The organism is Aquisalinus luteolus (assembly GCF_009712425.2).
Taxonomy (GTDB): Bacteria; Pseudomonadota; Alphaproteobacteria; order Caulobacterales; family Parvularculaceae; genus Aquisalinus; species Aquisalinus luteolus.
The window spans coordinates 18,496-42,427 of record NZ_VCJR02000003.1 but is presented as its reverse complement, the minus strand read 5'-3'; the positions used below and the strand labels follow the sequence as shown (position 1 = coordinate 42,427).

Below are 23,932 nucleotides of genomic sequence, written 5' to 3'. Positions count from 1 at the left end.
TCAGGTTGGAGGGCGTTTCCCTAGCCCTCCAGGCGCGACAGGTCTGCCACCTGTTCGCATATTGTTTTTATCTCAGACAGCAATGCGAGACGATTGTTCCGCAGTGCAGCATCTTCCGAATTGACCGTAACGTCTTCGAAGAACGTATCAAGGGGCATGCGCAGTTTTGCCAGCTCCGACATCGCCTTTTCGAAGTTTTCTTCCGCACACGCACTGTTAGCGGTATCACGGACCTCGTTTAATACCATAAACAGCTGCTTTTCAGCGGGCTCGATTAGCTTGGACTCGTCGATATCACCGCTGACATCGGTGTCGCCCTTCTTCTCCTCGGCCTTGAGGATATTGGCGGCGCGCTTGTAGGCGGCGGTCAGGTTCGCCCCGTCATCGGTCTTGAGGAAGGCATCGAGCGCTTCCAGCTTCGACACAATCAGGACGATGTCATCCTCCAGCGAGCCATCGGCGCGGAAGCGCACGGCATCGACATGGTCATGGGCATGGCCCTTGTCGCGAAGATAGACCTTGAGGCGGTCGTGGAAGAAGTCCACCAAAGCCTCCGCTACAAAAATGCTTAGCGCGAACGCATGCTTGTCATTCTCAAAGACACGATGGAAATGTTTTTCTTCTAGTCTGGATTTTACGTACTCTTTATCCGCAAACCAGTCCGGCACGACTTGAATGGCAGCAACTTCTTGCTCGAAGCTTTCGTCTTCTAACTGCTCAAAAGTTCGAATTAAATTATCTCTGAGGATCACGAAAAAGTATCGTTGCTCTGAAGAATTTATCAGTAGCTGAATAACGCCGAGCGCCGCACGTCTCAAAGCAAACGGATCACCCGAGCCGGTCGGCTTCTTGCCGATGGCCCAGAAGGCTGTCAGCGTGTCGAGCTTGTCAGCGAGCGCCACGGCGACGGTGACCGGCTCGGTCGGCACGTCGTCATTCTGGCCGGCGGGCTTGTAGTGGTCGCGGATGGCATTGACAATCTCCGCAGGCTGACCTTCGGCCTCGGCATAATAGGCGCCCATCAGGCCCTGCAGTTCCGGAAACTCATAGACCATCTGAGTGACGAGGTCGGCCTTGGCGAGGCGGGCCGCCTTCTCTGCCATGTCAGGGTCCGCCCCCACAGCCGGAGCCAGCTCGCGGGCGAGCGCCGCGATGCGCTCGACCTTGTCGGCTACGGTGCCGAGGCCTTCGAAGAAGGTCACCTTCTCCAGCTTCTTCGCGTGCTCCGCCAGCGGCGTCTTCAAATCCTGCTGATACAGGAACCACGCATCGGACAGCCGCGCGGTCAGCACGCGCTCATAGCCGGTGCGCATCGCCGCGCCACCATCCGGCGCCTCGATATTGGCGACATAGACGAACTTGTTGGCGAGTCGGCCCGTCTTCGGGTCGCGGACGGAGAAATATTTTTGGTGCCCGCGCATCGATGCCGTCAGCGCCTCGTCCGGCACGGTCAGGAATTTCTCGTCGAACGTGCCGACCATGACGACCGGCCATTCGGCGAGGCCAGCGACCTCGTTCAGCAGCCCTTCATCCTCGACCAGTTCCAGCCCCTGCGCCTTGCACAGCTGTTCGGCTTCGCCGAAGATCGTTTCCTTGCGTTCTTCCGTATCGAGAACGACTTTCGCGCGCTTCAGCTGCGCGGCGTAATCCTCGAAATTGCGGACCTGGATTTCCTCCGGCGCCATGAAGCGATGGCCCCAAGTGCGGTCGCTGGCCTTCACGCCATCGATTTCGAACTCGACGATCTCGCCATCGAAAGCGCACAGGATCGCGTGCAGCGGGCGGACCCAGCGCAGCTCGCCATCGCCCCAGCGCATGGCTTTCGGCCACGGGAATTTCGCGATCACCTCCGGCATGAAACCGGCGATCACCTCGGCCGTCGGGCGGCCCTTTTCCTCGATCAGGGCGACGTAAAATTCGCCCTTCTTGTCCTCGCGCGTCTCGCACTGGTCGAGCGAGGTGAGACCCGCTGATTTCAGGAAGCCCTCGACCGCCTTTTCCGGCGCGCCCACGCGGGGGCCCTTGCGCTCTTCCTTGCGGTCCGGCTGGGCGTTGGGCAGGCCGGTGACGACCAGCGCCAGGCGGCGCGGCGTGGCAAAGCCCTTGACGCCTTCGGGCATGAACCCGGCATCGAGCAGCTGCTGGTTGACCAGGCGCTCAAGGTCGGCGGCGGCGCGCGTCTGCATGCGCGCGGGGATCTCTTCGGAGAACAGTTCAAGGAGTAAATCAGCCATAACCCCAATCGTTTAGGCGGCAGCGCGGTGTGACGCAAGATGCAATTCCCCATCCTTCGTGGGCGACTGCGTCGCCGCCTCAGGATGAGGAATTGGGGTGTGAAAGAGCCTCATCCTGAGGTGGTCAGCCTGCTGACCCACGAAGGATAGGCGGTCAGCCCACCACCAGTTTGCGTTGGTCTTCCATCCCCATGGACAGGATCAGCGGGTCACTGCCCTGCCTCGTCTTGAACGCGCTCTTGCCGGTCAGCCCGCGCCAGCGATGACGGATCAGCTCCTGCGCCACCGGCGCGCCCATGGTCGTGCCCGGCCCAAGCAGGATGAATACGTCCGGCGCATATTCCTTCGCCGCGACCTCGATCGCTTTCGAGAAGTCATAGGTCGTGTCGATCTGCGCCCCCAGCGTATAGCCATGCAGCGCCGTCGTGTCGGTCGACCAGGGCGACCACTGGTTGCCCTTGCCGTCGATCAGCGGAATGGCGGGCTTGGCGAACATCTCCGCGCCCAGCTTTTCCTGCGCCAGCGGCGGTACATGGGAGAGCAACGGCGTGTGAAAGGCGGCGTGGTTCGCGAGCTGCATCGGATAACGACCATCCCGCGGCAGCCTGTTGCCTAGATATTTCATTCCCTTTTCATCGGCACCCAGCACCATCAGCCCCCCCAGGCGGATGGAGGCATGGATATTCATTTGACTGCCGGGAGCCGCAGCCAGACCGATGCTCGCCTCGATGAAATCTGCCGCTTCCTTCACCGGCTGCCAGTCATCATCGACGACGGGATAGACCACCTGCCCGCCCCTGCCCTCGGCCTGCATGATCTTGCCCATAGTATTGACGAGCCGCGCGCCTTCTTCGTGCGACAGCGCCCCGCCGGCGGTCAGCGCGAGGTACCAGCCCATGGAATTGCCGGTGACAGCGACGATGTCATATTGCTCGCGGTCGATGGCCATAAAGTCGGCCAGCGCGCAGGCGAAGATCAGCGGCGAGGCATTCTCGCTGGAGGTATGCCGGGCGAGCGAAAAGCGCTCGGCGACATCGAGGGCACTGACCGGTGTCTGGCCTTCGGCCTCACGCAGCGCGTCGACCATGGCGATGAAATCGCCTTTGTCTGCGTGGTGGCGGGCGAGATAGCCGAGCTCCGCCGCATTATAGGTGCCGCGGCCGGGGCAGACGATGACGGCCTTTTTCCTGGTCATTTCCCGCCTCCACACAGTTTCATCGCCGCGTCGATGATGCCATCGACCGAGGGCAGCACTTCATGGGCGGCCGGCCCAAGGGGGATGAAGCTATCCTCGGCGCAATAACGGGCGGTCTTCGCCGGGATGCCGCCTTCCGCCAGCAGCGCCATGATCTGCTCACTGACGGACCCGGTGCGCCGCGCCTCGTCAACGACCAGCACGTTCTGGCACTGGCGGGCATGTTTCAGCACCGCCTCGCGCGGCAGCGGGTGCAGCCAGCGCAGGTCGACGACGCGCGGGCGGATGCCATGTTTCTCGCCCAGCACTTTCGCAGCCTTGCGCGACAGGTAATAGCCATTGCCATAGGACAGGATGCACAGCTCGCGTCCGTCGCCATGGTGCCCGGCCTCGCCCAGCTTCACCCGGTGATCCTCCGCCGGGGCGCGATAGCGCGAGGCCCATATGCCGTCGCCTTCGTCGTAGAGGTCCGCTGTCATGTAGAGCGCAATGGGTTCGAGGAAGATGACCACCCGCCGCTCTTCCTCTGCCAGCCTTACGCATTCGCGCAGCATGCGCGCGCCATCGGTACCGTTCGACGGACAGGCGATGATGATGCCGGGAATGTCGCGAAGCGCGGCGAAAGAATTGTCGTTGTGAAAATGCCCGCCAAAGCCTTTCTGATAGGCAAGCCCCGCGATGCGCACGACCATGGGGTTCGTGTAGTGGCCGTTGGAGAAGAACGACAGCGTCGACGTCTCCCCCCTGATCTGGTCGGCGGCGTTGTGGACATAGGCGAGGAACTGGATTTCCGGGATCGGCAGGAAACCGTTATGGGCCATGCCGATGGCAAGGCCGAGGATCGACTGTTCGTCCAGCAGCGTGTCGATCACTCGCGCCGGGCCGAAGGCCGACTGCAATCCGGTAGTAACGGAGTAGACGCCGCCCTTGCGCCCGACATCCTCGCCGAACACGACAGTGTTCTTGTACTGCAGCATGACATCGGCGAGCGCGAGATTGATGTGGCGGGCCAGGGGAAGCGGCTTGTCCTTCTGGCGCAGCTCTTTCACCTCTTGGCGCGCCCTCTCGTCCGGCAGGGCCGGTGCCTTGCGGCCTGAACCTGAAGAGACCGGCGGCACCAGCGGCGCCATCACCGCCTCGGCGCTGGTCAGCCTTGGCCGGGCGCAGGCATCCTCGGCAACACGCATCACTCGCTCGCCTGTTTCCTGATAAAGGCGACAGATATCCTCTCCGCTCATGACCCCCGCGCGGATCAGGTGGCGGGCCGTGTGCAACAGCGGGTCCTGCGCTTCGCCGGCCTCGATATGGGAAACATCCGTATAGGCCGCTTCGATATCGGCCCCGGCATGGCCCATCAGGCGCACGGTCTTCATATGCAGGAATACCGGCCGCCGCGTGCGTCGCGCATAATCCACCGCCGCCGCCGTGCCGCGGCAGGCATCGAGAATGTCGCGCCCGTCGCAGGCCATATAGGTCAGCCCCGGACGGTTGGAGAATGTCGCCTCGATCCATCCCTTGGGCGTCCTGACCGAAATGCCGATGTCATTATCCTCGCAGATGAAGACGATCGGCATAGGCAGGTTCTGATAGGCCGTCCACGCGGCGGTGTTGAACGCGCCCTGCGCTGTCGAATGATTGACCGAGGCATCGCCAAAGGAACAAAGGATCACCGCGTCGCGTGGCAGCACGGCCTCGACATCGGCCAGCTTGCGCGACAGCGCGATGGAGTGCGCCGCGCCGACACCTTTGGGCAAGTGCGAGGCAATGGTCGATGTCTGCGGCGGCACGAAAATCTCGTGCCCGCCCAGCACCTTGTGCCGCCCGCCGGAGACAGGGTCTTCGGCGCTGGCAGAGAAGGACAGGCACATGTCATAGAGATAAGTCGATCCCGATACGGATTTTTTCCGCTGCAACAGGAACGCGCCGTCACGATAGTGCAGGAAGGCCATGTCGGTCAGGCGCGAGGTCAGCCCCAGCGCCGCCATCCCCTCATGGCCGGACGAGCCGATGGAGTAAAAAGTCCTGCCCTTGGACCGGCGGGCCATCAGGTCGAGATGGCGGCTCATCACCTGCGTCTCGAACAGCCCGGCGAGCGAGTGCACCTCGAGACCAGCACCGGCCAGCGTGGTATCGCTCAGGGGTTCAGGCAGGTGCCCTGCCCCGACCCTGTCGATGAACGCCTTGTCGATGATCGTTGCCCGGTCGAACAATCGCTGCCTCCTTGCGCCGCGCGGCATGTTTTTGCGGCGGCTATAGACTGCCCGCACGGCGAATGCCAGCCCTGCGAAAATCCCGTAGATGACCGGTCAGTCCCGCACGTCAGGCGGTACTGCGCATCAGCTGGTCTTGGGCCCGTACAGCGCATAGGCCCGGCGCATCACGGCGATGTCTTCCAGCTTCTGATCAAAGGCTGACCAGTCGTCATCCTGGTCGATCTTCTCCCAGATCGCCTCGACCTCGTCGATCAGCATGGTGCAGGGTTCGCCCTCGAAAAACGCATTCTCCAGTCGCTCAGGGCGCACCGGTTTTGCCGCCATCAGCTTCTCGCGGATCGGTTTGAACGCGTCTGCCTTGTAAAGGTCGGCATGGGGAGACCTGTCGGCCCGCGCCTCACTGGCAGAGCCGCAGAACCAGTCGAAGAACACGCGCTCGAACGGGATTTTCGTTGCCTCCATCCATTTCAGCAAGGAACCGACGAAATCACCCGTCAGCCCCTCGACGCCAAAGCGGCGGGAGAACTGGTAGGACATCATGCGCTCATACATGACGGGATATCTGGACAGTGCCCGATTCAGATCCTCCTGGCTTGCATGCTTGGTCAGTGTGCCGCCGAGCTGCGCCAGGTTCCAGCCGACTGCCTCCGGCTGGCGGCCATAGGCATACAGGCCACGCTCGTCGAAATAGGCAGCTGTGAAGTTCGGGTCTGCCTCGGGCAGGAAGCGCCACGGGCCATAATCGAAGCTCTCGCCCGAGACATTCATATTGTCCGTATTCAGAACGCCATGAACGAAACCGGCCGCCATCCAGCCGGCCACCATGCTGGCGGAACGGGTGATGACGTCATTGTAGAAGCCTATCACTCGCGCCGCGCCCTGCTCATAGACCTGATGCTCCATGAAGTGCTCGATGCAGTAATCGATCAGCGTCTTGATCTCTTCGTGTTTCTCCCAATAAGCCAGATACTGGAACGTGCCGAAGCGGATATGCGTATGGCTGAGACGCACCAGAACAGAGGACCGCGTCGGGCTCGGCTCATCGGTGCGCTCCAGCTTCTCGCCGGTCTCGATCAGGGAGAAACTCTTGGATGTATAGACGCCGAGCGCCTCCAGCATTTCCGTCGCCAGCACTTCGCGAACGCCGCCCTTGAGCGTCAGCTTGCCATCACCGAACCGCGAATAAGGTGTCTTGCCAGAGCCCTTGGTACCAAGATCCAGTAACCGCCCGTCTTTCGATTCCAGCTGCGCGAACAGGAAGCCGCGGCCATCGCCGATATCCGTGTTGTAGCTGCGGAACTGGTGGCCGTGATAGCGCATCGCCAACGGCTCCGGCAGGTTGTCCGGCAGCGGCATGAAGCCGGCGAAATGATAGATCCAGTCCTCATCGCTCAGGCCATCCAGCCCGACCGAGGCGGCCGCGCGGTTATTGCGGTAACGCAGGATGGTTTCCGGAAACAGCGCCGGTTTGACGATATCGAAAAACTCCTCGCCCAGGGCCAGATAGGGATAGGGCTTGCGGGTCGATGTCGGTTTTGTCGGCTCGGTCTTCTTCTTGGGCATGGACGTCACTTTACGCAGGTTGAAGGTTGTGTCTGGACATAGACAAGAACGGGCCGGGCGACAATGCGTCTGGCGAAATGAACGTGCAAAAGAAAAGCCAGGCACAAGGCCTGGCTTTAATTCCCCTAACTTTCCCCTCGAAAGGAGCTTTACTAGAAAGTGAGATCAACGCCCATGAAGATGAACCGACCACGCGGACTGACCGGATAGGCAGTTTCGGTAACGAACGGCTCATCGTCCGCGACATTGTTGATACCGGCATAGAAGCGAGTCATCTCATCCAGGCGATAGCTGGCGTTAATGTCGTGGATGAAAATTTCATCGACGAAGCCGGCTTCTCCGAAGATTTCCATACCGTTTTCGATCTCGACGCCACGCAGGCCCTGCTCACCCAGATACTGGGTCTGCCAGCCAAGCTGGAACGGACCACGCTGCCAGGAGGCGAAGACATTGCCAAGCCACTCAGGACGCTGAATCTCACCCAGCTCCGGATCGATGATGGTCAGATCGGACGGGTCGGTGAAATAGTCGATCGTGTCGTTCTGGGTCGCCTGAACCGCAACACTGAAATCGTTAGAGCCGAGAGCGAAATCGTAGGTAGCAGCATAATCGATACCCGCAACCTCATACTTCGCATAGTTGATTGGTTGAACGGCCAAAGAGTTGAAACCACCGAACTGCAGCGAACCTGGATTGTCCTGACGGGTGAACAGGTCACAGAAGCTGTTCTCCAGACTGGACGCCGTGTAACAGGCATCGACGATGTTCTGACTGGACGGGGTGGTGATAGCTTCTTCGATTTCGAAGTTCCAGTAGTCGGCAGAGAGCGTAAGTCCTTCGACAAAACGCGGCTGGAATACGAAGCCAAGGGTATAGGTCTTGGCCGTCTCTTCCAACAGATTTGGGTTACCCGATTCGGTACCACCGAAAGCAGCCGACAGCGGGTCCTGGAAGATATAGTCTCCATTGCTGTCGAACAGGTCTGCATCTGTCAGGCCGACAGAGCGCAGGTCTGAGATACAGTTTGCCTGAACGTTCGAGGCAAGGTCGCCATAGCTGTCGATACGCGAAGCATCACAGGGATCGTCCGGCCGGAAAGTCGTGCCAAGCTGTGGCTGAGCCAGCTCCGTGATGTTTGGTGCACGAACGATTTCGGCGAAGGTTGCCCGGAAGCGCAGATCTTCCACAGGAGCCCAGTTTGCCTGAAGCTGCCAGGTCTGCTGCGTTCCCACAGAAGAATAGTCAGCAATACGATAAGCACCACCGACACTCAGTTCTTCGGCGAGTGCTACGCCGCTGAGCAGCGGTACTGAGGCTTCAACATAGCCCTCGTAGACATCATACTGACCACCACCATTGGAATAGCCAAGGGCCGGGCGGAACAACAGCGACCGGTTGCCCGATACGTCGCGGATATTCTGGCCAGCAAAGGGCGATTCGGACGGCAGGATACCGAGACGCAGGTCGCTGTAAGTGGTCTCGGAGGATTCATCGCGATATTCGACACCAGCAGCAAAGTCCACAGGACCGGCGGGCAGTTCGAAGAACGGCGAAGAATCACCAGTAACGTAGGCAGAGAATACAAACTGCTCCAGTTCGGTCGTCGTCTTGTCGTCTTCTGCAAGGATGAAGTCCAGCGCCTCAGGGGTTACACCGGAACGGCCTGCCCAGATATTAAGCGGCACACATTGCCCTGCCCCCGGGGTGAAGGAGTAGACGCCGGGATCGGTCACCGGGATATCGAATGGTGTCGTCGGCGGTGTAACTGACGGATCGACATCGACACGGCACGCTGCTTCGCCCGTCGCCGGATCGATGACGGCATCGATAGCAGCATAGAAGCGGTCAGTGATCAGGGTCGCCAGAGCCTCGCGGTCGGTACCTTCACGCTTGAACTTGCCATATACGGCAGAGACTTCGTAGTCCCAGTCGAATATCGTCTTGCCCTCGATGCCAGCGACGAATCGCATGGTTTCACGTTCGTCCTTGTTCGGGGTTTGACGCAGGTAGGAAGGGTCCGCCGTGATTGCGATACCGCCGTATGCGTCTGCAGTATCCTGGAATACATCCGGAATGAAGGGGTTGTCCGGCGCACCAAACAGCAGGTCGAAGAACGGCTGGCCACCGTTTGAAAGAACTTCCGAGTAGGAATACTTGCCCTCAAGGAACAGGGTGTGATCCGGCGTCAGCTCATAATCGGTCGTGAAGTTGAACGTGTACTTGTCCTCCGGCACGATCAGATACTGATTGTCTGTGTCAAATACGCTGTCACCACCAAAGCCGTTGAAGTTACCGGCAACAAGGCCGTTGTCATACGGACGATAAGTACCGTCACCGACCGATTGCCAGCAGCCGCCTACAACACCAAATGATGCGGCGCCGAAGACGGAGTTGTAGCCGACAAATGAATCGAGACAATCCGGCGTGCCGTTACCATCGAGGTCAATCGGCTCTTCCGGATCGAAGCCCGCGAAAGTATACGGGTTGCCCGGGATGATCAGGCCGTTGCCGGAGGTGATCGAGAAGACGAAGCCTGGCAGGATTGCCCGCGGCGGGGCATTCTGCGCACGTTCGATCAGCGCCTGTTCCTCGGATGTCAACGTCGGGGTTGTGCCGAATTCAGCCTCGTAGTTGGCAATGAACGATGCTGCAGAGGGAATGTTCAGGCCATAATTGAACAGGCCGGTATTGGCGTAGTTATAGTATTGCGCAAAGTTCGGTGTCGCACCGGTGATGTCGCCTTGCTGAAAGCGAAGAGCCGGGTTGACCCAGTCCGTCCACGGACCATCGATACCACGAGTAAAATCGCGATCGCCGATCTTCAGACCATCATCTGTACGAATATCCGCGCCGATCGTGAAATTACCGCGACCATCGGCGAAATTCTTGCCGTACAGGGCGGAGACAGAATACTGTTGACCATCGCCCTTGCTGGAACGTCCGGTATAGAAGTTGATATCGAAGCCTTCGAAGTCATCTTTCAGGATGAAGTTGACGACGCCTGTCACGGCATCGGAACCGTAAACGGCGGAGGCACCGCCGGTCAGAACCTCGACGCGCTCGACAAGACCAGCCGGGATGGAGCCGATATCCACTGCCGAAGAGCCGCCAACACCGCCGACATGACGACGGCCGTCAACCAGAACCAGCGTACGGGCCGACCCCAGACCGCGCAGGTTGAGAACGTTGGCACCCGCAGCAAAGCCACTGTCGATAGAGCTCTCTGTCGATGTAGAGCTGTTGAGAGCCGGAATATCCTTCACAACATCGGTCAGGGAGAACTCACCGGAAAGCATGATGTCTTCAGAATCCACCGACTGCACAGGTACCGGCGCGATAGTATTGGGATCTCTAGCAATCCGCGAACCAGTGATTGTGATCGTGTCGCCGCTGTCAGCTTCGGCACTGTCATCGTCCTGCGCCGTAGCGGCAGGAACGGACATTATGGCCAGAAGGGCGATGGCGGAAGATGTCAGGATGGACTTCTTGAAATTATCGGTCATTTTTACCCTCAAAATAGTACAAATAACGCATAACGTGGCCAATTCCGCGATATTACGTCAGGTGATGTTGCTCCGCACAAAAGTTATCGCTTTGTGACAGTTCTGTCACCATCTATCACTGCGAAATGTTCCACAGGAGCGAACAGTGTTGCAGTTCGGCAACTCCCCTGTTCAGGCGCTTACCGAGGGAAAGATATTGAACGAGACCTGAAAACGCTTATCTTCAGTGGATGAGAGTAGTGGGGCGGGAAATGATGATACGTAAGATCTGGCAATCGATCTGTGTGGGCATGATTGCCCTTGGCATCCTGTCGCTGATGGCGAATGCCATCCCCTCACTGACCGCGCAGCCGGACAATACGGGCATCATCCTCGACCTGAACGGTCCCGTCACGCCGACATCTGCCGAATATCTGTCCCGTGAGATCGCCCTTGCTGGCGAGAATGGCACTGACCTTGTCATTATAGAGATCGACACGCCCGGCGGGCTCGTCACATCCATGATGGATATCGTCAAGTCGATCCTCGGATCGGACGTGCCGGTTGTCACTTATGTATCCCCGCAGGGATCGCGCTCCGCCAGTGCCGGCCTGTATATCATGTACTCGGCCCATGTCTCCGCCATGGCACCGGCAACCAATACCGGTGCCGCTACGCCGGTTGAAATCGGTGGCGGCGGGGGTGGCGAACCGTTCGAAACGCCGGTCGATCCGGCCTCCGAGGAAGAAGGTTCGGACGACGGCACGCCTGCACAAGAAGAACCTGGCGAGGATGCAACCGCTGAAGAGGACACTGCTTCATCGGATGAACCCGCGCCCCAATCCCAGACCCCTGCCCTTGCCAATGACGACGCCATGCGCGCCAAGGCGATCAACGATGCCGTTGCCTATATCCGTTCCCTCGCCGAAAAGCGTGGCCGCAATGCCGACTGGGCAGAACGCGCCGTTCGGGAAGCAGTCAGCGTCACCTCTAACGAAGCGCTGGAGCTTGGCGTGATCGACCTGGTCGCCGATGATCTTGATGACCTGCTGGCACAAATTGACGGCATGGTGGTGGAGACCGCCAGTGGCGACGTCACGATCAGCACCGCCGATATCCAGCTGACGCGCGTCGAGCCGCAATTCTGGGAAAAATTCCTCGCCTTTTTCGCCGATCCGAACGTCGCCGCGATCCTGCTGTCCCTCGGCACGCTGGGCATCACGGCTGAAATCTGGAATCCGGGATCGATCTTCCCCGGCGCACTTGGCGTCATCTGCCTGTTGCTGGCATTCTATTCCTTCTCGATCCTGCCCCATAACGCGCTCTTTTTCGGCTTCATGGCTGTCGGGGTGATATTGATCGTGCTGGAGGCATACACGCCCACATTCGGCATATCGGGCCTTGCGGGCCTCGCCCTGTTCGGCGGGGGATTATACTTCCTGTTCCCCGAACAGTTCCGGATTTCGCCGCTGGTGATCATCACCATCCTTTCGTTTACCGGCGCGTTCCTCGCCATGGTTCTCATCGCGATCGTGCGCTCGCGCAGTCACCGGCCGCTGACCGGCGCCGAGAATATCCGCAAGCTGGAAGGTTCGGTCGTCGAATGGAACAACGAAAAAGGCACCGGGCTTGTGCTCGTCGATGGTGAAACGTGGAAAGCACGGTCGAAAGCACCGCTCAAGGCCGGCGACAAGATCAAGGTCGTGGAGATCGACGGCCTCGTCCTTGACGTCAAACCGGTTCAGAACAATTCCGCTTCCCTGTCCCGCTTCGTCCCGGGACTGGGCAGCCAGAACAGCTAACAGCAGAAGGCAGGAAATATCATGGCAGGACTCAGCATCTTAATCCCGGTACTCGGCATTGCGCTGTTTCTCATCACCTCGATCGTCAAGGTACTGAAAGAATACGAGCGAGGCGTCATCTTCACCCTCGGCCGCGTTGGCAAGAAGGCGAGCGGTCCCGGCCTGATCCTGCTGATCCCGTTCATCCAGACACTGCGCAAGGTCGACATGCGCACCCTCGTCCATGACGTGCCGTCCCAGGACGTCATTTCCCGAGACAACGTCTCGGTGAAGGTCAACGCCGTCATCTATTATCGCGTCATCGACTCGGTCAAAGCGGTTGTTCAGGTCGAGAACTACATGGCTGCAACCAGCCAGCTGGCCCAGACAACCCTGCGGTCCGTACTCGGTAAACACGAGCTCGACGAGATGCTTCAGGAGCGTGACAAGCTCAACCACGACATCCAGGAAATCCTCGACGCCCAGACAGAGGCCTGGGGCATCAAGGTCGCCAATGTCGAGATCAAGCATGTCGACGTCGACCAGTCCATGATCCGCGCCATTGCCAAGCAGGCCGAAGCAGAGCGGGAGCGCCGCGCCCGCGTGATCTCCGCCGAAGGCGAATTCCAGGCTGCCGCAAAGCTGGCCGAAGCCGGTGAAGTCCTCTCCAGCCAGAGCAATGCGATGCAGCTGCGTTACCTGAATACGCTTCAGGAAATTGCGTCAGACCGGACAAATACGATCGTCTTCCCGTTCTCCATGGACGAATTGAAGGGCATGCTGAAACACGACCCTCAGCCTTAGACGCGTATAATATCAGCCATCCTAATATTTCAGCGGCCATAGTTGCAGTACTGCCACAACTTTGGCCGCTGCTGATTTTTTATTGTGTACTGAGGGCGTTAACTGCCCTTCAGCTGCATGGATTCATTGCCTAGCTGCCCGCACCCGCATTATTTTATGAGACAGCAGGCTAATAAGCCGCTGATGCGAGCAAATCGCGAACATAGGTCCATAGGGAGGATTGCATGAAAAAGTTTCACTGGCTGAAAGGCCCGTCCGCTGCTGCCATTGCCGTTGCCATCGCGGCACCGGCCCTGCCAGCCGCTGCGCAAGTCGATATCATCACCGTCACGGCGCAAAAGCGCGAAGAGAACATCCAGGATGTTCCGATTTCGGTCACGGCCCTCAGCGAGGAGCAGCTCGACCGCTCCGGTGTGGCCGACATCAAGGACCTGATCAGCATCACGCCCGGCCTGATGGTCACCTCGACGTCCTCCGAAGCCTCCACCACCGCCCGCATCCGCGGCATCGGTACAGTCGGCGACAATCCGGGCCTTGAAAGCTCTGTCGGCGTCGTGATCGACGGTGTCTACCGCTCGCGCAACTCCATCGCCTTCAGCGATCTCGGCGAGATCGAGCGTGTCGAGGTTCTGCGCGGCCCGCAGGGCACGGTTTTCGGCAAGAACACGTCTGCCGGTGTTATCAACGTCATCACGAAGGCGCCTGACTATGAGTTCGGCGCTGGTGCAGAGGTTACCCTCGGCAATCTCGGCCTGCAGCGCTATCAGGGCTATGTGACCGGCGGCAATGAAGCCCAGACTGCGGCTTTCCGCCTGTTCGGTGTCATCCAGGAGCGCGATGGCCTGATGGATGTTGAAACCGGCAATGGTCCGCGTACGCTGGAAGAAAGCTACACCTCCGATTACAGCAGCCTGCGCGGCCAGTTGCTGTTTGAACCGAATGACGCGCTGTCCATTCGCCTGATCGGCGACTGGACGGAGCGCACTGAAGATTGCTGTACCGGCGTTCAGGTCGAAACCGGCCCGACGGCGGCCTTCCTGCTGGCCCTGAATGGCGGCCAGCCTGCAGTCATGAACCCGGCCGACCCGGAAGAGCGTCTTGCCTACTCCAACCGCTCTACCGCACAGGACATTACCGACCAGGGCCTGTCGGCTGAAATCGACTGGGATCTTGGCTATGGCACGCTCACTTCCGTCACCGCATGGCGGGACTGGAATTCCGATGTTGCCCAGGACGTCGACTTCACGACCGTCGATATCGCCTATCGCAACCAGGATGATAACGGCGCGAGCTTCGAGGTCTTTACCCAGGAACTGCGTCTTGCCGGCTCGACCGACAATCTCGACTGGATGGTCGGCGGTTTCTATTCCGATGAAGACCTTGAACGTCGCGATGCCCTGCGCACGGGCCCGGCCTATGGCCCGTATCTCAACCTGCTCGTGTCTGCGAACGTCCTTGGCAGCGGCACTCAGATCCCGGGTATCCTGACCAACTCGACCGGTCCTACTTCGACCTTCCTCGGCGACCTGATCGCTGCAGGCGGACTTTCCGCCCTCTACCCTGCACCGCTCTATCCGACGGGCGCTGGCATGAATGGCGATGTCTATAATCAGACTGCCGAGAGTTTTGCTCTGTTCACGAACAATACCTGGCACATCAACGACACCAGCCGCCTGACCTTCGGTCTGCGTTACACGCAGGAAGACAAGGAACTGGTATCGGACTTTGACACCATTTCCACCAATGGCTGCGAGTTCTTCACCCAGCCCCAGGCCGCTCTTGGCGGGGCGACAGGTGCCCAGGCTTTCGCGTCCGGTGCACCGGCACTCGCGCCGCTGTTCCCGAGCATCCAGCCATTCTACTGCCTGAACTGGACGGACGACCGCTATGACGATGCGCCCTATGACTTCGAGCGCAGCGACGAGGAAATTTCCGGTACCGTCAAATTCAGCAAGGACCTGTCTGACAATGTCACCGGCTACGTGTCCTATGCGAACTCGTTCAAGGCTGGCGGCTTCAACCTCGACCGCGACCCGCTCGTGCTCGATGGCACGAACGACGATACTTCTTTCCGTCCGGAAAAGATCAATTCCTATGAAGCCGGCCTGAAGAGCGTTCTTGCCGAAGGCACGCTGGTCGCCAACCTCGCCGCCTTCCATCAGGACATCGAGGACTTCCAGCTCAACTCCTTCCTCGGCACGCGCTTCGTTGTCGAAAACGTGGCAGAAGCCACAGCGACGGGTGTCGAGCTCGACTTCCTCTGGGATCCGGGCATTGAAGGCCTGAGCATCACCGGTGGCGGTGCCTACATCAAGGCCGAGTATGGCGAGGACATCGACCAGGCTGTGCTGGCCGGTGAGCAGATGACCCTGTCGCCGGAATTCTACGGCAATCTCGGTGTCACCTACGAGACCGTCCTCGCCGAAACGCTGAACGCGATCTTCCACGTCGAGGGCCGTTATGTCAGCGACTACAACACCGGTTCCGACCTCGATGCTGCCAAGTATCAGGAAGGTTTCGGCATCGTGAACGGCCGCATCGTGCTGTCGCCGATGGACAGCCCGTTCAGCGTCGAGCTTTGGGGCAAGAACCTGTTTGACGAGTACTATACCCAAGTCGGTTTCGACGCTCCGCTGCAGACGGGCAGCTGGAACGCCTTCCTCGGCGCCCAACGCACCTATGGCGTAACGCTAAAAGCCGATTTCTAGCCCCTGACCTATCAGGCTAGTTTTCACCAAATACAGCGCCCCTCCCTGACGGAGGGGCGTTTTTCTTTTATGGTCCGCGCACTTCGGCGGCTGGAAGGGGCCAGAGAGTTGACATCGCAAGCCGACACAGCGCGTGTATGGGACGGTATGGAAACGCATGGACAAGATCAGCCGACGCGCGGCACAACAGGCCGTGGCCAGCAAAGCCGCCGGGATACACGGCGTCTGCGTGACTGGCTGGCGGACAGGCTTGGCCTGCCAGCCCTGCTCGCGACCGGCCCTGCCCCGATCTATACGAAAGCCGATGAAGACCCCGACCTGATCGCCCGTCTGGAAAAGCTGGACAGGTCGATTGCGGTTGACGAGCTGAGCTTCGCACCTGACCTGCGCTATCAATGTGCCGCCGAACCACTCGCGATCCGCCTGATCCGGGAGCATGAGGGTATCGCTCCCGGCTGCCCGGCCGTGCTGTGTCCCGGCGATGCCCACGCCGTCTCGCGCCTCATCGACATCGCCGCCAATTGTGGCCTGAGTGTCGCTTTTGGCCGCAACAGGCCGACCGGGGACAATGTCCTGCCCCTCAGCTTTCACCGCATGAAGTCGGTCATGCTCAGCGATGACACGCCGGGCCTCGTCAGTTTTGGCCGTGGGGCCAGCTGGCAGGATATCCGTGACGCAATTGACGCGGCAAAGAACGCCGACAGCTGTATACCACGCGGAATCGATACCCTGTTCGCAACACCGGCCGACGCGGCAGCGGAAGGGGTGTTCTCGCCCCGGGCCGCCGAGAGCGTCGCCGGCGAGGCGTGTACATGGGAAATGATCCTGCCCGCGCGGGGCACGACACTGCTCGACGGGACCTGGGTTTTTCGTTCGCAGGAAAAGGCTGAAGAGGCGCTCGCCGCTGTATGCCGCAAGGTGCCGCCCTTCCAGGCGCGCCTGATCGGCGAGCCTGACCTCAGGATCGGTGAAAAAATCGGCCTGTGGCGTCTGCCGCGCCGCCTTACGGGTGGCAATGACTATACAGGGCTTCGCATAGCCTACCTCGGCGATGGCATATCGGTACGCGCCCAGCGCTTTGCATCGACCTGGCCTGTCGAGGGCCTTGGCGGCACGTTCTGGCGCAATGGCGCCCTGCTTGATGATGCGGAACGGATCGGTCTTCTGCTGGACAATGGCCTTACAGAGGTCACGGTACCGGATGACGGCAAGGCTGCCGAACGGCTGACGCACGCCCTGAAGGCGGCATCGAACGGTGATGAAAGCGGAATTTCGGCTCTCATCAGCCGCAAGGCACTGCTGGACCAGGGCCGCATCAGGAATGACGTCTCTGCCATCGTCCCGCGCGATTTCAACGATCCACTGGGACAGTGGCAAAAACTGGCATCGATAGCCGTGAGCCCGGACGATAACGCACCGGTGGAGCGCGAGGATGAAAAGCCGGGCGACCAGACCGAGCAGATGCAAATGCCACAACAGCCTTATGACAGCAGTGGAGATACCACTACCACGATAAGCGAAAGCGCCGAGTGGCAGGCAATCCGCGCTGCCCTCCTGCCGCAGGGCGAGGCCGCGCCACCACCACCGGATCTTGAAGACCGCACACCTGCCCGGATGCCTGCCCAGTCTTCAGCACAGTCCCCGGCCAGCCATGGCTGACCTGCCATGAGCGAAAGCCGCCGTTCCGATCCCGGATCAATCGAAATACTGGATGTGCGCGGCTTGCGATGCCCCATGCCGGTCATCCGCACCGAATCGGCGCTGAGGAAACTGCCGGCTGGCGTCGATCTGAAAGTCATCGCCGATGATCCCATCGCCAGGATCGACATTCCACATTTTTGCCGGGAAGCTGGGCATTCGGTCGAAGAGCTTGATTCTGAAGGAAAAACCGTAACGTTCCTGATCAGGCCGGCAGAATGACCTGTCGCCGAATCCGGTGCCGGTTTGCCACAGGCAGCGATCACATTAACTTTTTCACGAGAGCTAGTGCCTTTTGCAGAAAAAAGGTGTTAACTTTGATCTGATGAGACTCGTGCGAGCTGCCTCATCAGGGGAGCCACGGGGGTATGGACGCAACGACTGGTTACAGGTCAATGCTGGTGCCGGGTATAGCGAGGGGAAGTTTTCACGATGAAAACAAAATGCTCTGAGAGACTTTCAACACTGAAGCGCGGCATTGCGGCTGCAGCGATCGGCATTGCTGCCGGTCTCCTGCCTGCCGGGGCGGCCTTTGCCGATTACGATGATGCGCTCAATGCCTATGCATCGCAGAAATTCGAGAATGCCGTAGACCTGTGGGTCAGATACGCGGTTGCCGGTGATGTGAAATCCAAGCAGGCACTCGGTGACGTCTATGCCGGCAAGGGCCTCGAAGCAGGCCCTGAATATACCGGCGTACTGACCAGTCCGTCAGATACCGGCGTTATCCCTCAGGACGATGTCGAGGCGCTGGCCTGGTATATTCTCGCCGCCAATCATGACTTCGACAGCTATAACCAGTCGCCGACCTATCGCGACGTAAACGCCAAATTCGTGGCTCAGGAACAGATCCCGATCCTGAAAAAGCGCATGAGCGACAATGATGTCTACCAGTCGCAATTGCGGGTCGTGGAAATACTGTCCGCCGAATCGGAGTTCGACCTTTATCGTCTCGGCATGATGTTCCAGACCGGTGCTGGCCTGCCAAAGGACAATATCGAGGCGCTGAAATATTTCGAACTCGCCAAGGGCCGCAACCGCAACTCCAATGCCCCGGCAAGCGAAGCAGCGAAATATCTCATTACGCTGATGAACCCGCGCGACGTCGATACCGCGCAGGACCTCGCCGCCAACTGGGAGCCGCCGCTGCCTGAGGCGCTGAAGAACAAGACGCCGCGCCAGGAAGCACTGGAAATGGAGCTGGCACGCCTGCGTTCCATCCAGCTGGCCGAAGCGATCGACAATATCGAGGAAGAGTTCTCCAACAACGAGGACCTGCTGCAAAGCTCGCTCGCCGCACTCGGCTTCTACCAGGGCTCCATCGACGGCAAGGTCGGTCCGGAGACCCGAACCTCGGTGCGTAACTTCCAGTACTCGCTGTATCAGAAGAACCGCGAGATGACCGAGGAGGAGAAGCGTAACAAGATGACGGGCACGCTGTCGCCGGAGCAGAAGGTCCAGCTGGTCCAGCTCGCTGCCGATCGTGAGCATCCGCAGTCACAATATGTCTACGGCATCATGTATACGCGCGGCATTGGCGTCGCCAAGAATGGCGAAAAGGCAGTCTACTGGCTGAAGAAATCCGCCAATTATGGCTATTCGCTCGCGCATTACGCGCTTGGTGTCGCTTTCCGCGACGGCATCTATGGCGAAGACCCTGTCGAACCGGATGTGTCCGAAGCGACCTTCCACTTCGGCCAGGCCTATGCCCTCGGCCATCAGCAGGCACAGGAAGATCTGATCAAGCTGCGCTATGAAGCCGTACCTGCAACGAATATTCGCGGCAGCCAGGAGAATTGAGATGAGAGAGACGATGATCAAAGGGGACATCATGAAATCCGCCACCCGTCTTGCTGCCGGCTTCACCGTCGCGGCCATCGCCCTGACCGGCACGGCTAGCGCCCAGTTCGGCGGCTTCCCGACCGTGACCAAGCAGGACCAGATCCGCATCGACGCACAGAAGGAAAAGACCGCTTCCAAGAAAAGCGAAGCGAAGCTTCCGTCCTATCTGGTGGTCGACTCCCGCGCCCATGGCGATGACAGCTATACCTCGATCCAGGAAGCCATCAATGATGTCGCCCCTGGCGGTGTCGTTGTCGTCCTGCCTGGCGTCTATCGCGAGAACATCACGTTGACCAAATCCGTCAGCCTGCAGGGCGACCGTGGCCCGGGCGGCCAGGTCCGCGTTATGCCGACGGATTCGTCCAAGCCATGCCTGACCTATTCGCCTGAGGGCTCCAACGATCACGCGCTGGTCTCGAACATGCAGTTCGATTTCTCCGACGCCGTGTTCGCAACGCCCGGCTCGGCGGCAAACAAGGCAGTACGCGCCGGCTTCGGCTCGGCCAGCCCCTGCGTCGCCATCAAGTCAGGCGTCTTCACGATGAAGGAGACGACCGTCGACGGCGGTAACATCCATTTCGGCACGATGGTTGAAATCACCGGCGGCACAGCCTTCCTCGAGCGTAACGAGATCCGTGGCGGCGAACAGGGCGTGCTGATCAACCAGAAACATCCGCTCTGGGACCGAACCCTGCTGGTCGACAACGTCATCACCGGCAATACGGGCATCGGCCTGCACATGCAGGGCGCCTCGACCATGCTGGTCACCGGCAACATGATCAACGCCAATGGCAAGGGCATCACCTATAATGGCGAGGGCGGCGCGACCATGGTCGGCAACAAGATCCTCAACAATGCCGGCGATGGCGTTACCCTTGGCGAGCAGGCCAAGCAGGTGCTGATCCGCCTTAACCAGATCTGGGCCAATGATGGCGACGGGCTGAAAATCTACCAGTCCAATGGTCTCGTCGAGGACAATGACATCAAGGGCAATGTCGGCCTTCAGATCTCGTCCATCGGCAATGGCAACAAGCCGAAAATCTACAATGACGTAGAGCGCGAAATCAGCCGTATGCGCAAGCAGACGAACTAGTCTCGGCACACACTGCTATCGAATGATCAGGGCTGCTTCGGCAGCCCTTTTCTTTTGGTGCCTATCTCTGCGCTGCCTTGCAATAGCTGTCGATATACGCCTTGTGGCTTGGCATGTCGGCGACCGTACGCTGAACATTTTCCTCGATATGATCGAGGAACCGTCTGATCTCGTCCGGCTCCATCACGTCGGCGATGGGGTGCCAGGTATCGGGGCTCAGCCCCTGCCCCAGCATCACCTGCGTCCATGAATTCTCTGCAAAAAGCTCGTCCGCCGCGCGGAATACCCGGCCTGTCTGCGCGAACAGCTCCATGCGATGGCGCAGACTTTCGGGGATATCCATCGACCGGCAATGGCGCCAGAAGTCCGTGTCCTGCCGATCCGTCAGGTGATAATGCAGGATGATGAAGTCGCGGATGTGTTCGATCTCATCCATCATCTGCGTGTTGAATTCTTCTGTCTCCGCGCCTCTGATCCCGTCATGCGGGAACAGGTAAAGCAGGCGCATCACCGCTTTCTGGATCAGGTGGATGCTGGTCGATTCCAGCGGTTCGATGAACCCGCTCGACAGGCCGATAGAGACGCAATTGCGCTTCCAGTGATCCCGCCGCGTACCGGTGCGGAACGGGATCGTGCGCGGCTCAGTCAATATTTCCCCGTCGACACTGTCCAGCAGCTGCGCCAACGCCTCATCCTCGCTCATGTAGCGGCTGCAGAAAACGATGCCATTACCGGTGCGATGCTGCAGCGGAATTTTCCAGCGCCACCCGGCCCCATGGGCAATGGACCGCGTATAGGGCAAAGGATCCCCCACGGACGATGTCTGCACCGCAATCGCCCTGTCGCAGGGCAGCCAGTGCGTCCAGTCGTCATATCCTACCCCCAGCGCCTGCCCGATAAGGAGCGCGCGGAAGCCGGTACAGTCGATGAACAGATCGCCCTCCAGCTGCGTGCCATCTTCGAGGGTGATGCTTTCAATGTCGCCGCTCCCGGCGCGCGCCACGCTCTCGATCCGTCCCTCCCGGCGCGTGACGCCATGGTTCTCTGCCATCTGGCGCAAAAATGCAGCGTAGGCAGATGAATCGATGTGATAGGCATAATTGAGCCCGAATTTCGGCAGGTGCGCGAACTTTTCCTGCTCTGCGGCAACCAGTTCCAGGCAGTACTCGCCAAAGTCCTTCGCGATGCCCATATCCTGCCCGCGCCGCCAGAAATGCTGGAACCCGGCTGTCCAGTGGTCCTTGCCGGTCACCCCGAAGGAGTGGATGTAGCGGTGATCGACATCGCGCCAGTTCTCGAACGCGATGCCCAGCTTGAATGTGCCATTGACGCTTTTCAGGAAAGCAGCTTCATCGATCCCCAGCAGCCGGTTGAAGGTGAGCAGCGATGGAATCGTCGCCTCCCCCACACCGACTGTGCCGATGGCATCGGACTCGACAAGGGTAACATCAACGACCTTCTCCAGTGTCTTTCCGATGGCTGCCGCCGTCATCCACCCGGCGGTGCCGCCGCCAGCGATGATTACGCGCGTCTTTCTTGCACCTTGCGTCATTGCCCTACCGGTTCAGCCTGTTGAGAAGAAGCGCCCGCAACCGCCTGGCGGACTGATCCGTCATCGGATCAAGAATGCCGCGCGCATGGTCGGGGATATGCGCCACCGTCTCATCATCATTCTCGAACACATAATGGTCGAAGAAATGTTTCCAGATCTTCTTTTCCTCGGGCGGCATGTCGCGGATCGTCAGCATGGCGTGGTTGAGCACATCCTGCGGCGTGCCCAGATAATCAGGCACTGTCCGCCACCAGTAATTGACGAGCACGTTGAAAGCTTCCAGTGCCTCGACGTGGTGCCACCACATGGACGGGATGAAGAGGGCATCGCCCGCTTCCATCTCAGCGACCTGTGCATGCTGCATCGCCTCGGCAAAGCGGGGGAACCTCTCGAGGTCGGGCCGCGCAAAATCGACCAGGCTGATCGGTCTGCCCGCCGGCGTGTTTTCGATCGGGCCGATATAGAGGTTCGCCAGCTGGTCCGGCGGGAAAAGGGTAAAGCGCCGCCGCCCGGCAGCCACACAGGCAAGATTACGTGGCAGGTCGTTATGCGCTGCGATACGCGTGCGCGTACCGATCCAGATGCTGGCAAGCGGATCATGCTCGCCAAAGCCGACATCGTTTTCATCGCGGAAGCCTGGCAGGCAATCATCGATGGTGGCGGATGCCAGATAGATCAGCGGCGGCGCGTCCTGCCCGCCAGTATCGGCAATGCGCCGCAGCACCTCACCGATGGGGGCATTACCACGATCGGCGTTTGAACCGGAGAAATCATCCTTGTAGAACACCCGCCCCTGAAGTGTCGGTGGGCCTACCGATACGGGCACGACAGCGCCTCGGTCGAACTGGCTGAGATAGTCGAACAGCGCCTTGTCAGACGTCCGAGCTGCCTTGACCACAGGCCAGTCCGAGACCCAGCCGCGCAGGATGACAGGCTCCGGAGATACCATCACCTCCTCCGGCAGGTCGTCTGTATGCGGCAGGTCGATTTCCCTGACCGGTGCCGGATCAGGCAGCACCCCCGTCATGCTATCGGCGGCAGTAGACATTACGGCGCACCCTTGCGATTACGCCGGTCGATAAGGGTGCGGAATTGCGAGATTGACGCCACTGCCATGTAAATTGGCAGCAGGAAATTATGTTCCTGCAAACGGCCTAGCCCTGCGGCATCCAGCGAATACAATTTTTCCTCGGCAATGGTATAAAGACCGGCGAGGCGCCCCTGCATGCCATCATCAAGCGTCACATCCAGGCTGAATGGCTCGATCAGGTCCATCTCGTCCAGCAGTGCGCAAAAACTCTGTACGTTAGTCTCGGCATGATGGATTTCCGTCAGCATACCGGCAATCTGCTTCAGGAAATCGCTCTGCCCGCCCTGCGGCAGGAACAGGGGCTGGCCCTCTGTCTCGCTGACACGCGGATGCTCGATGTCGATATGCACTTCCATCTGGCTTTCGCCGCCGCCCGGAAAAGCAAAGCCGATCAGGAAAGGCGGCATGCGCATCGCCATCGGCACATAGTTGGCATCCCATTTTTCGCCATCCAGGAACAGGTTGCTGTCCTTCTCCAGCCCGAACAGGGCAATTGGCCGGAACCGACCGGAACTCTCCTTGGAAAACACGATCGGATAGGTCGCCTGCACATTCCGGAATTCGTGCGGGAACACCGGGCTCGACATGACGGCATCGCCGAGATCGGCAGAATATTCCGTACGCACCTTGAGATTGGCGTGATCGACGTTATTGAGGGAGACGTGACGTGGCATCGA

General features: G+C 59.6%; 15 protein-coding genes. 7 read left to right on the top strand and 8 right to left on the bottom strand.

Features of this window, described 5'->3' with window-relative positions; translation table 11 throughout:
- Positions 1-20: 20 nt before the first annotated feature.
- From glyS to FF098_RS13490, 5 genes are all read right to left on the bottom strand, one after another.
- On the bottom strand, positions 21-2,234 hold the full coding sequence (glyS, locus tag FF098_RS13510; RefSeq protein ID WP_155141476.1) for a glycine--tRNA ligase subunit beta: 2,214 nt from the start codon (positions 2,232-2,234) through the stop codon (positions 21-23).
- Between the two features lie 154 nt (positions 2,235-2,388).
- The gene (locus tag FF098_RS13505; RefSeq protein ID WP_155141474.1) at positions 2,389-3,429 is read right to left on the bottom strand and encodes an ACP S-malonyltransferase; all 1,041 of its coding nucleotides are present in this window, start codon (positions 3,427-3,429) and stop codon (positions 2,389-2,391) included.
- The gene (locus FF098_RS13500) at positions 3,426-5,639 is read right to left on the bottom strand and encodes a thiamine pyrophosphate-dependent enzyme (protein ID WP_205967519.1); all 2,214 of its coding nucleotides are present in this window, start codon (positions 5,637-5,639) and stop codon (positions 3,426-3,428) included. Before FF098_RS13500 ends, FF098_RS13505 begins: the two co-directional genes overlap by 4 nt.
- Positions 5,640-5,765: 126 nt before the next feature.
- Positions 5,766-7,205: a protein adenylyltransferase SelO gene (locus FF098_RS13495; protein ID WP_155141472.1), complete on the bottom strand. Its 1,440-nt coding sequence runs from the start codon at positions 7,203-7,205 to the stop codon at positions 5,766-5,768.
- Between the two features lie 152 nt (positions 7,206-7,357).
- Positions 7,358-10,708, bottom strand: a complete 3,351-nt coding sequence (locus tag FF098_RS13490; RefSeq protein WP_155141470.1) for a TonB-dependent receptor domain-containing protein — start codon at positions 10,706-10,708, stop codon at positions 7,358-7,360.
- A gap of 251 nt (positions 10,709-10,959) precedes the next feature.
- Between FF098_RS13490 and FF098_RS13485 the strand changes: the two genes are divergently transcribed.
- From FF098_RS13485 to FF098_RS13455, 7 genes are all read left to right on the top strand, one after another.
- Complete coding sequence (locus FF098_RS13485; protein WP_166426539.1) at positions 10,960-12,489, top strand: NfeD family protein; 1,530 nt, start codon at positions 10,960-10,962, stop codon at positions 12,487-12,489.
- 21 nt (positions 12,490-12,510) lie between these two features.
- Complete coding sequence (locus FF098_RS13480) at positions 12,511-13,272, top strand: slipin family protein (RefSeq protein WP_155141466.1); 762 nt, start codon at positions 12,511-12,513, stop codon at positions 13,270-13,272.
- A 224-nt stretch (positions 13,273-13,496) separates the two neighbouring features.
- Positions 13,497-15,980 (top strand): TonB-dependent receptor, encoded by a 2,484-nt coding sequence (locus FF098_RS13475; protein ID WP_155141464.1) that lies wholly within the window; start codon positions 13,497-13,499, stop codon positions 15,978-15,980.
- A gap of 147 nt (positions 15,981-16,127) precedes the next feature.
- On the top strand, positions 16,128-17,639 hold the full coding sequence (locus FF098_RS13470; protein ID WP_155141462.1) for a hypothetical protein: 1,512 nt from the start codon (positions 16,128-16,130) through the stop codon (positions 17,637-17,639).
- A 6-nt stretch (positions 17,640-17,645) separates the two neighbouring features.
- Positions 17,646-17,900 carry a sulfurtransferase TusA family protein gene (locus tag FF098_RS13465; protein WP_155141460.1) on the top strand — a complete coding sequence of 85 codons (255 nt, stop codon included), beginning with the start codon at positions 17,646-17,648 and terminating at the stop codon, positions 17,898-17,900.
- A 210-nt stretch (positions 17,901-18,110) separates the two neighbouring features.
- On the top strand, positions 18,111-19,478 hold the full coding sequence (locus FF098_RS13460) for a peptidoglycan-binding protein (protein ID WP_155141458.1): 1,368 nt from the start codon (positions 18,111-18,113) through the stop codon (positions 19,476-19,478).
- A 1-nt stretch (position 19,479) separates the two neighbouring features.
- Entirely contained in the window at positions 19,480-20,613 is a 1,134-nt protein-coding gene (locus FF098_RS13455; RefSeq protein WP_166426538.1) for a right-handed parallel beta-helix repeat-containing protein, read from the top strand.
- A gap of 61 nt (positions 20,614-20,674) precedes the next feature.
- Here FF098_RS13455 and FF098_RS13450 read toward each other — a convergent pair whose 3' ends face one another.
- The 3 genes from FF098_RS13450 to FF098_RS13440 are packed head-to-tail and all read right to left on the bottom strand — an operon-like array spanning position 20,675 to position 23,929.
- Positions 20,675-22,165 (bottom strand): tryptophan halogenase family protein, encoded by a 1,491-nt coding sequence (locus tag FF098_RS13450; RefSeq protein WP_155141454.1) that lies wholly within the window; start codon positions 22,163-22,165, stop codon positions 20,675-20,677.
- A gap of 4 nt (positions 22,166-22,169) precedes the next feature.
- Positions 22,170-23,213, bottom strand: coding sequence for a cupin-like domain-containing protein (locus FF098_RS13445; protein ID WP_155141452.1), 1,044 nt, complete (start codon positions 23,211-23,213; stop codon positions 22,170-22,172).
- Positions 23,213-23,929 carry a SapC family protein gene (locus tag FF098_RS13440; RefSeq protein ID WP_155141450.1) on the bottom strand — a complete coding sequence of 239 codons (717 nt, stop codon included), beginning with the start codon at positions 23,927-23,929 and terminating at the stop codon, positions 23,213-23,215. The genes FF098_RS13445 and FF098_RS13440 overlap by 1 nt, the downstream gene beginning before the upstream one ends.
- Between the last annotated feature and the right edge of the window lie 3 nt (positions 23,930-23,932).

Bases quoted from the DNA above. Each gene is read 5' to 3' on its own strand.
- glyS (WP_155141476.1), bottom strand. From the start codon at position 2,234: ATGGCTGATTTACTCCTTGAACTGTTCTCCGAAGAGATCCCCGCGCGC.
- FF098_RS13505 (WP_155141474.1), bottom strand. From the start codon at position 3,429: ATGACCAGGAAAAAGGCCGTCATCGTCTGCCCCGGCCGCGGCACCTAT.
- FF098_RS13495 (WP_155141472.1), bottom strand. From the start codon at position 7,205: ATGCCCAAGAAGAAGACCGAGCCGACAAAACCGACATCGACCCGCAAG.
- FF098_RS13490 (WP_155141470.1), bottom strand. From the start codon at position 10,708: ATGACCGATAATTTCAAGAAGTCCATCCTGACATCTTCCGCCATCGCC.
- FF098_RS13485 (WP_166426539.1), top strand. From the start codon at position 10,960: ATGATGATACGTAAGATCTGGCAATCGATCTGTGTGGGCATGATTGCC.
- FF098_RS13480 (WP_155141466.1), top strand. From the start codon at position 12,511: ATGGCAGGACTCAGCATCTTAATCCCGGTACTCGGCATTGCGCTGTTT.
- FF098_RS13475 (WP_155141464.1), top strand. From the start codon at position 13,497: ATGAAAAAGTTTCACTGGCTGAAAGGCCCGTCCGCTGCTGCCATTGCC.
- FF098_RS13470 (WP_155141462.1), top strand. From the start codon at position 16,128: ATGGAAACGCATGGACAAGATCAGCCGACGCGCGGCACAACAGGCCGT.
- FF098_RS13465 (WP_155141460.1), top strand. From the start codon at position 17,646: ATGAGCGAAAGCCGCCGTTCCGATCCCGGATCAATCGAAATACTGGAT.
- FF098_RS13460 (WP_155141458.1), top strand. From the start codon at position 18,111: ATGAAAACAAAATGCTCTGAGAGACTTTCAACACTGAAGCGCGGCATT.
- FF098_RS13455 (WP_166426538.1), top strand. From the start codon at position 19,480: ATGAGAGAGACGATGATCAAAGGGGACATCATGAAATCCGCCACCCGT.
- FF098_RS13450 (WP_155141454.1), bottom strand. From the start codon at position 22,165: ATGACGCAAGGTGCAAGAAAGACGCGCGTAATCATCGCTGGCGGCGGC.
- FF098_RS13445 (WP_155141452.1), bottom strand. From the start codon at position 23,213: ATGTCTACTGCCGCCGATAGCATGACGGGGGTGCTGCCTGATCCGGCA.
- FF098_RS13440 (WP_155141450.1), bottom strand. From the start codon at position 23,929: ATGCCACGTCACGTCTCCCTCAATAACGTCGATCACGCCAATCTCAAG.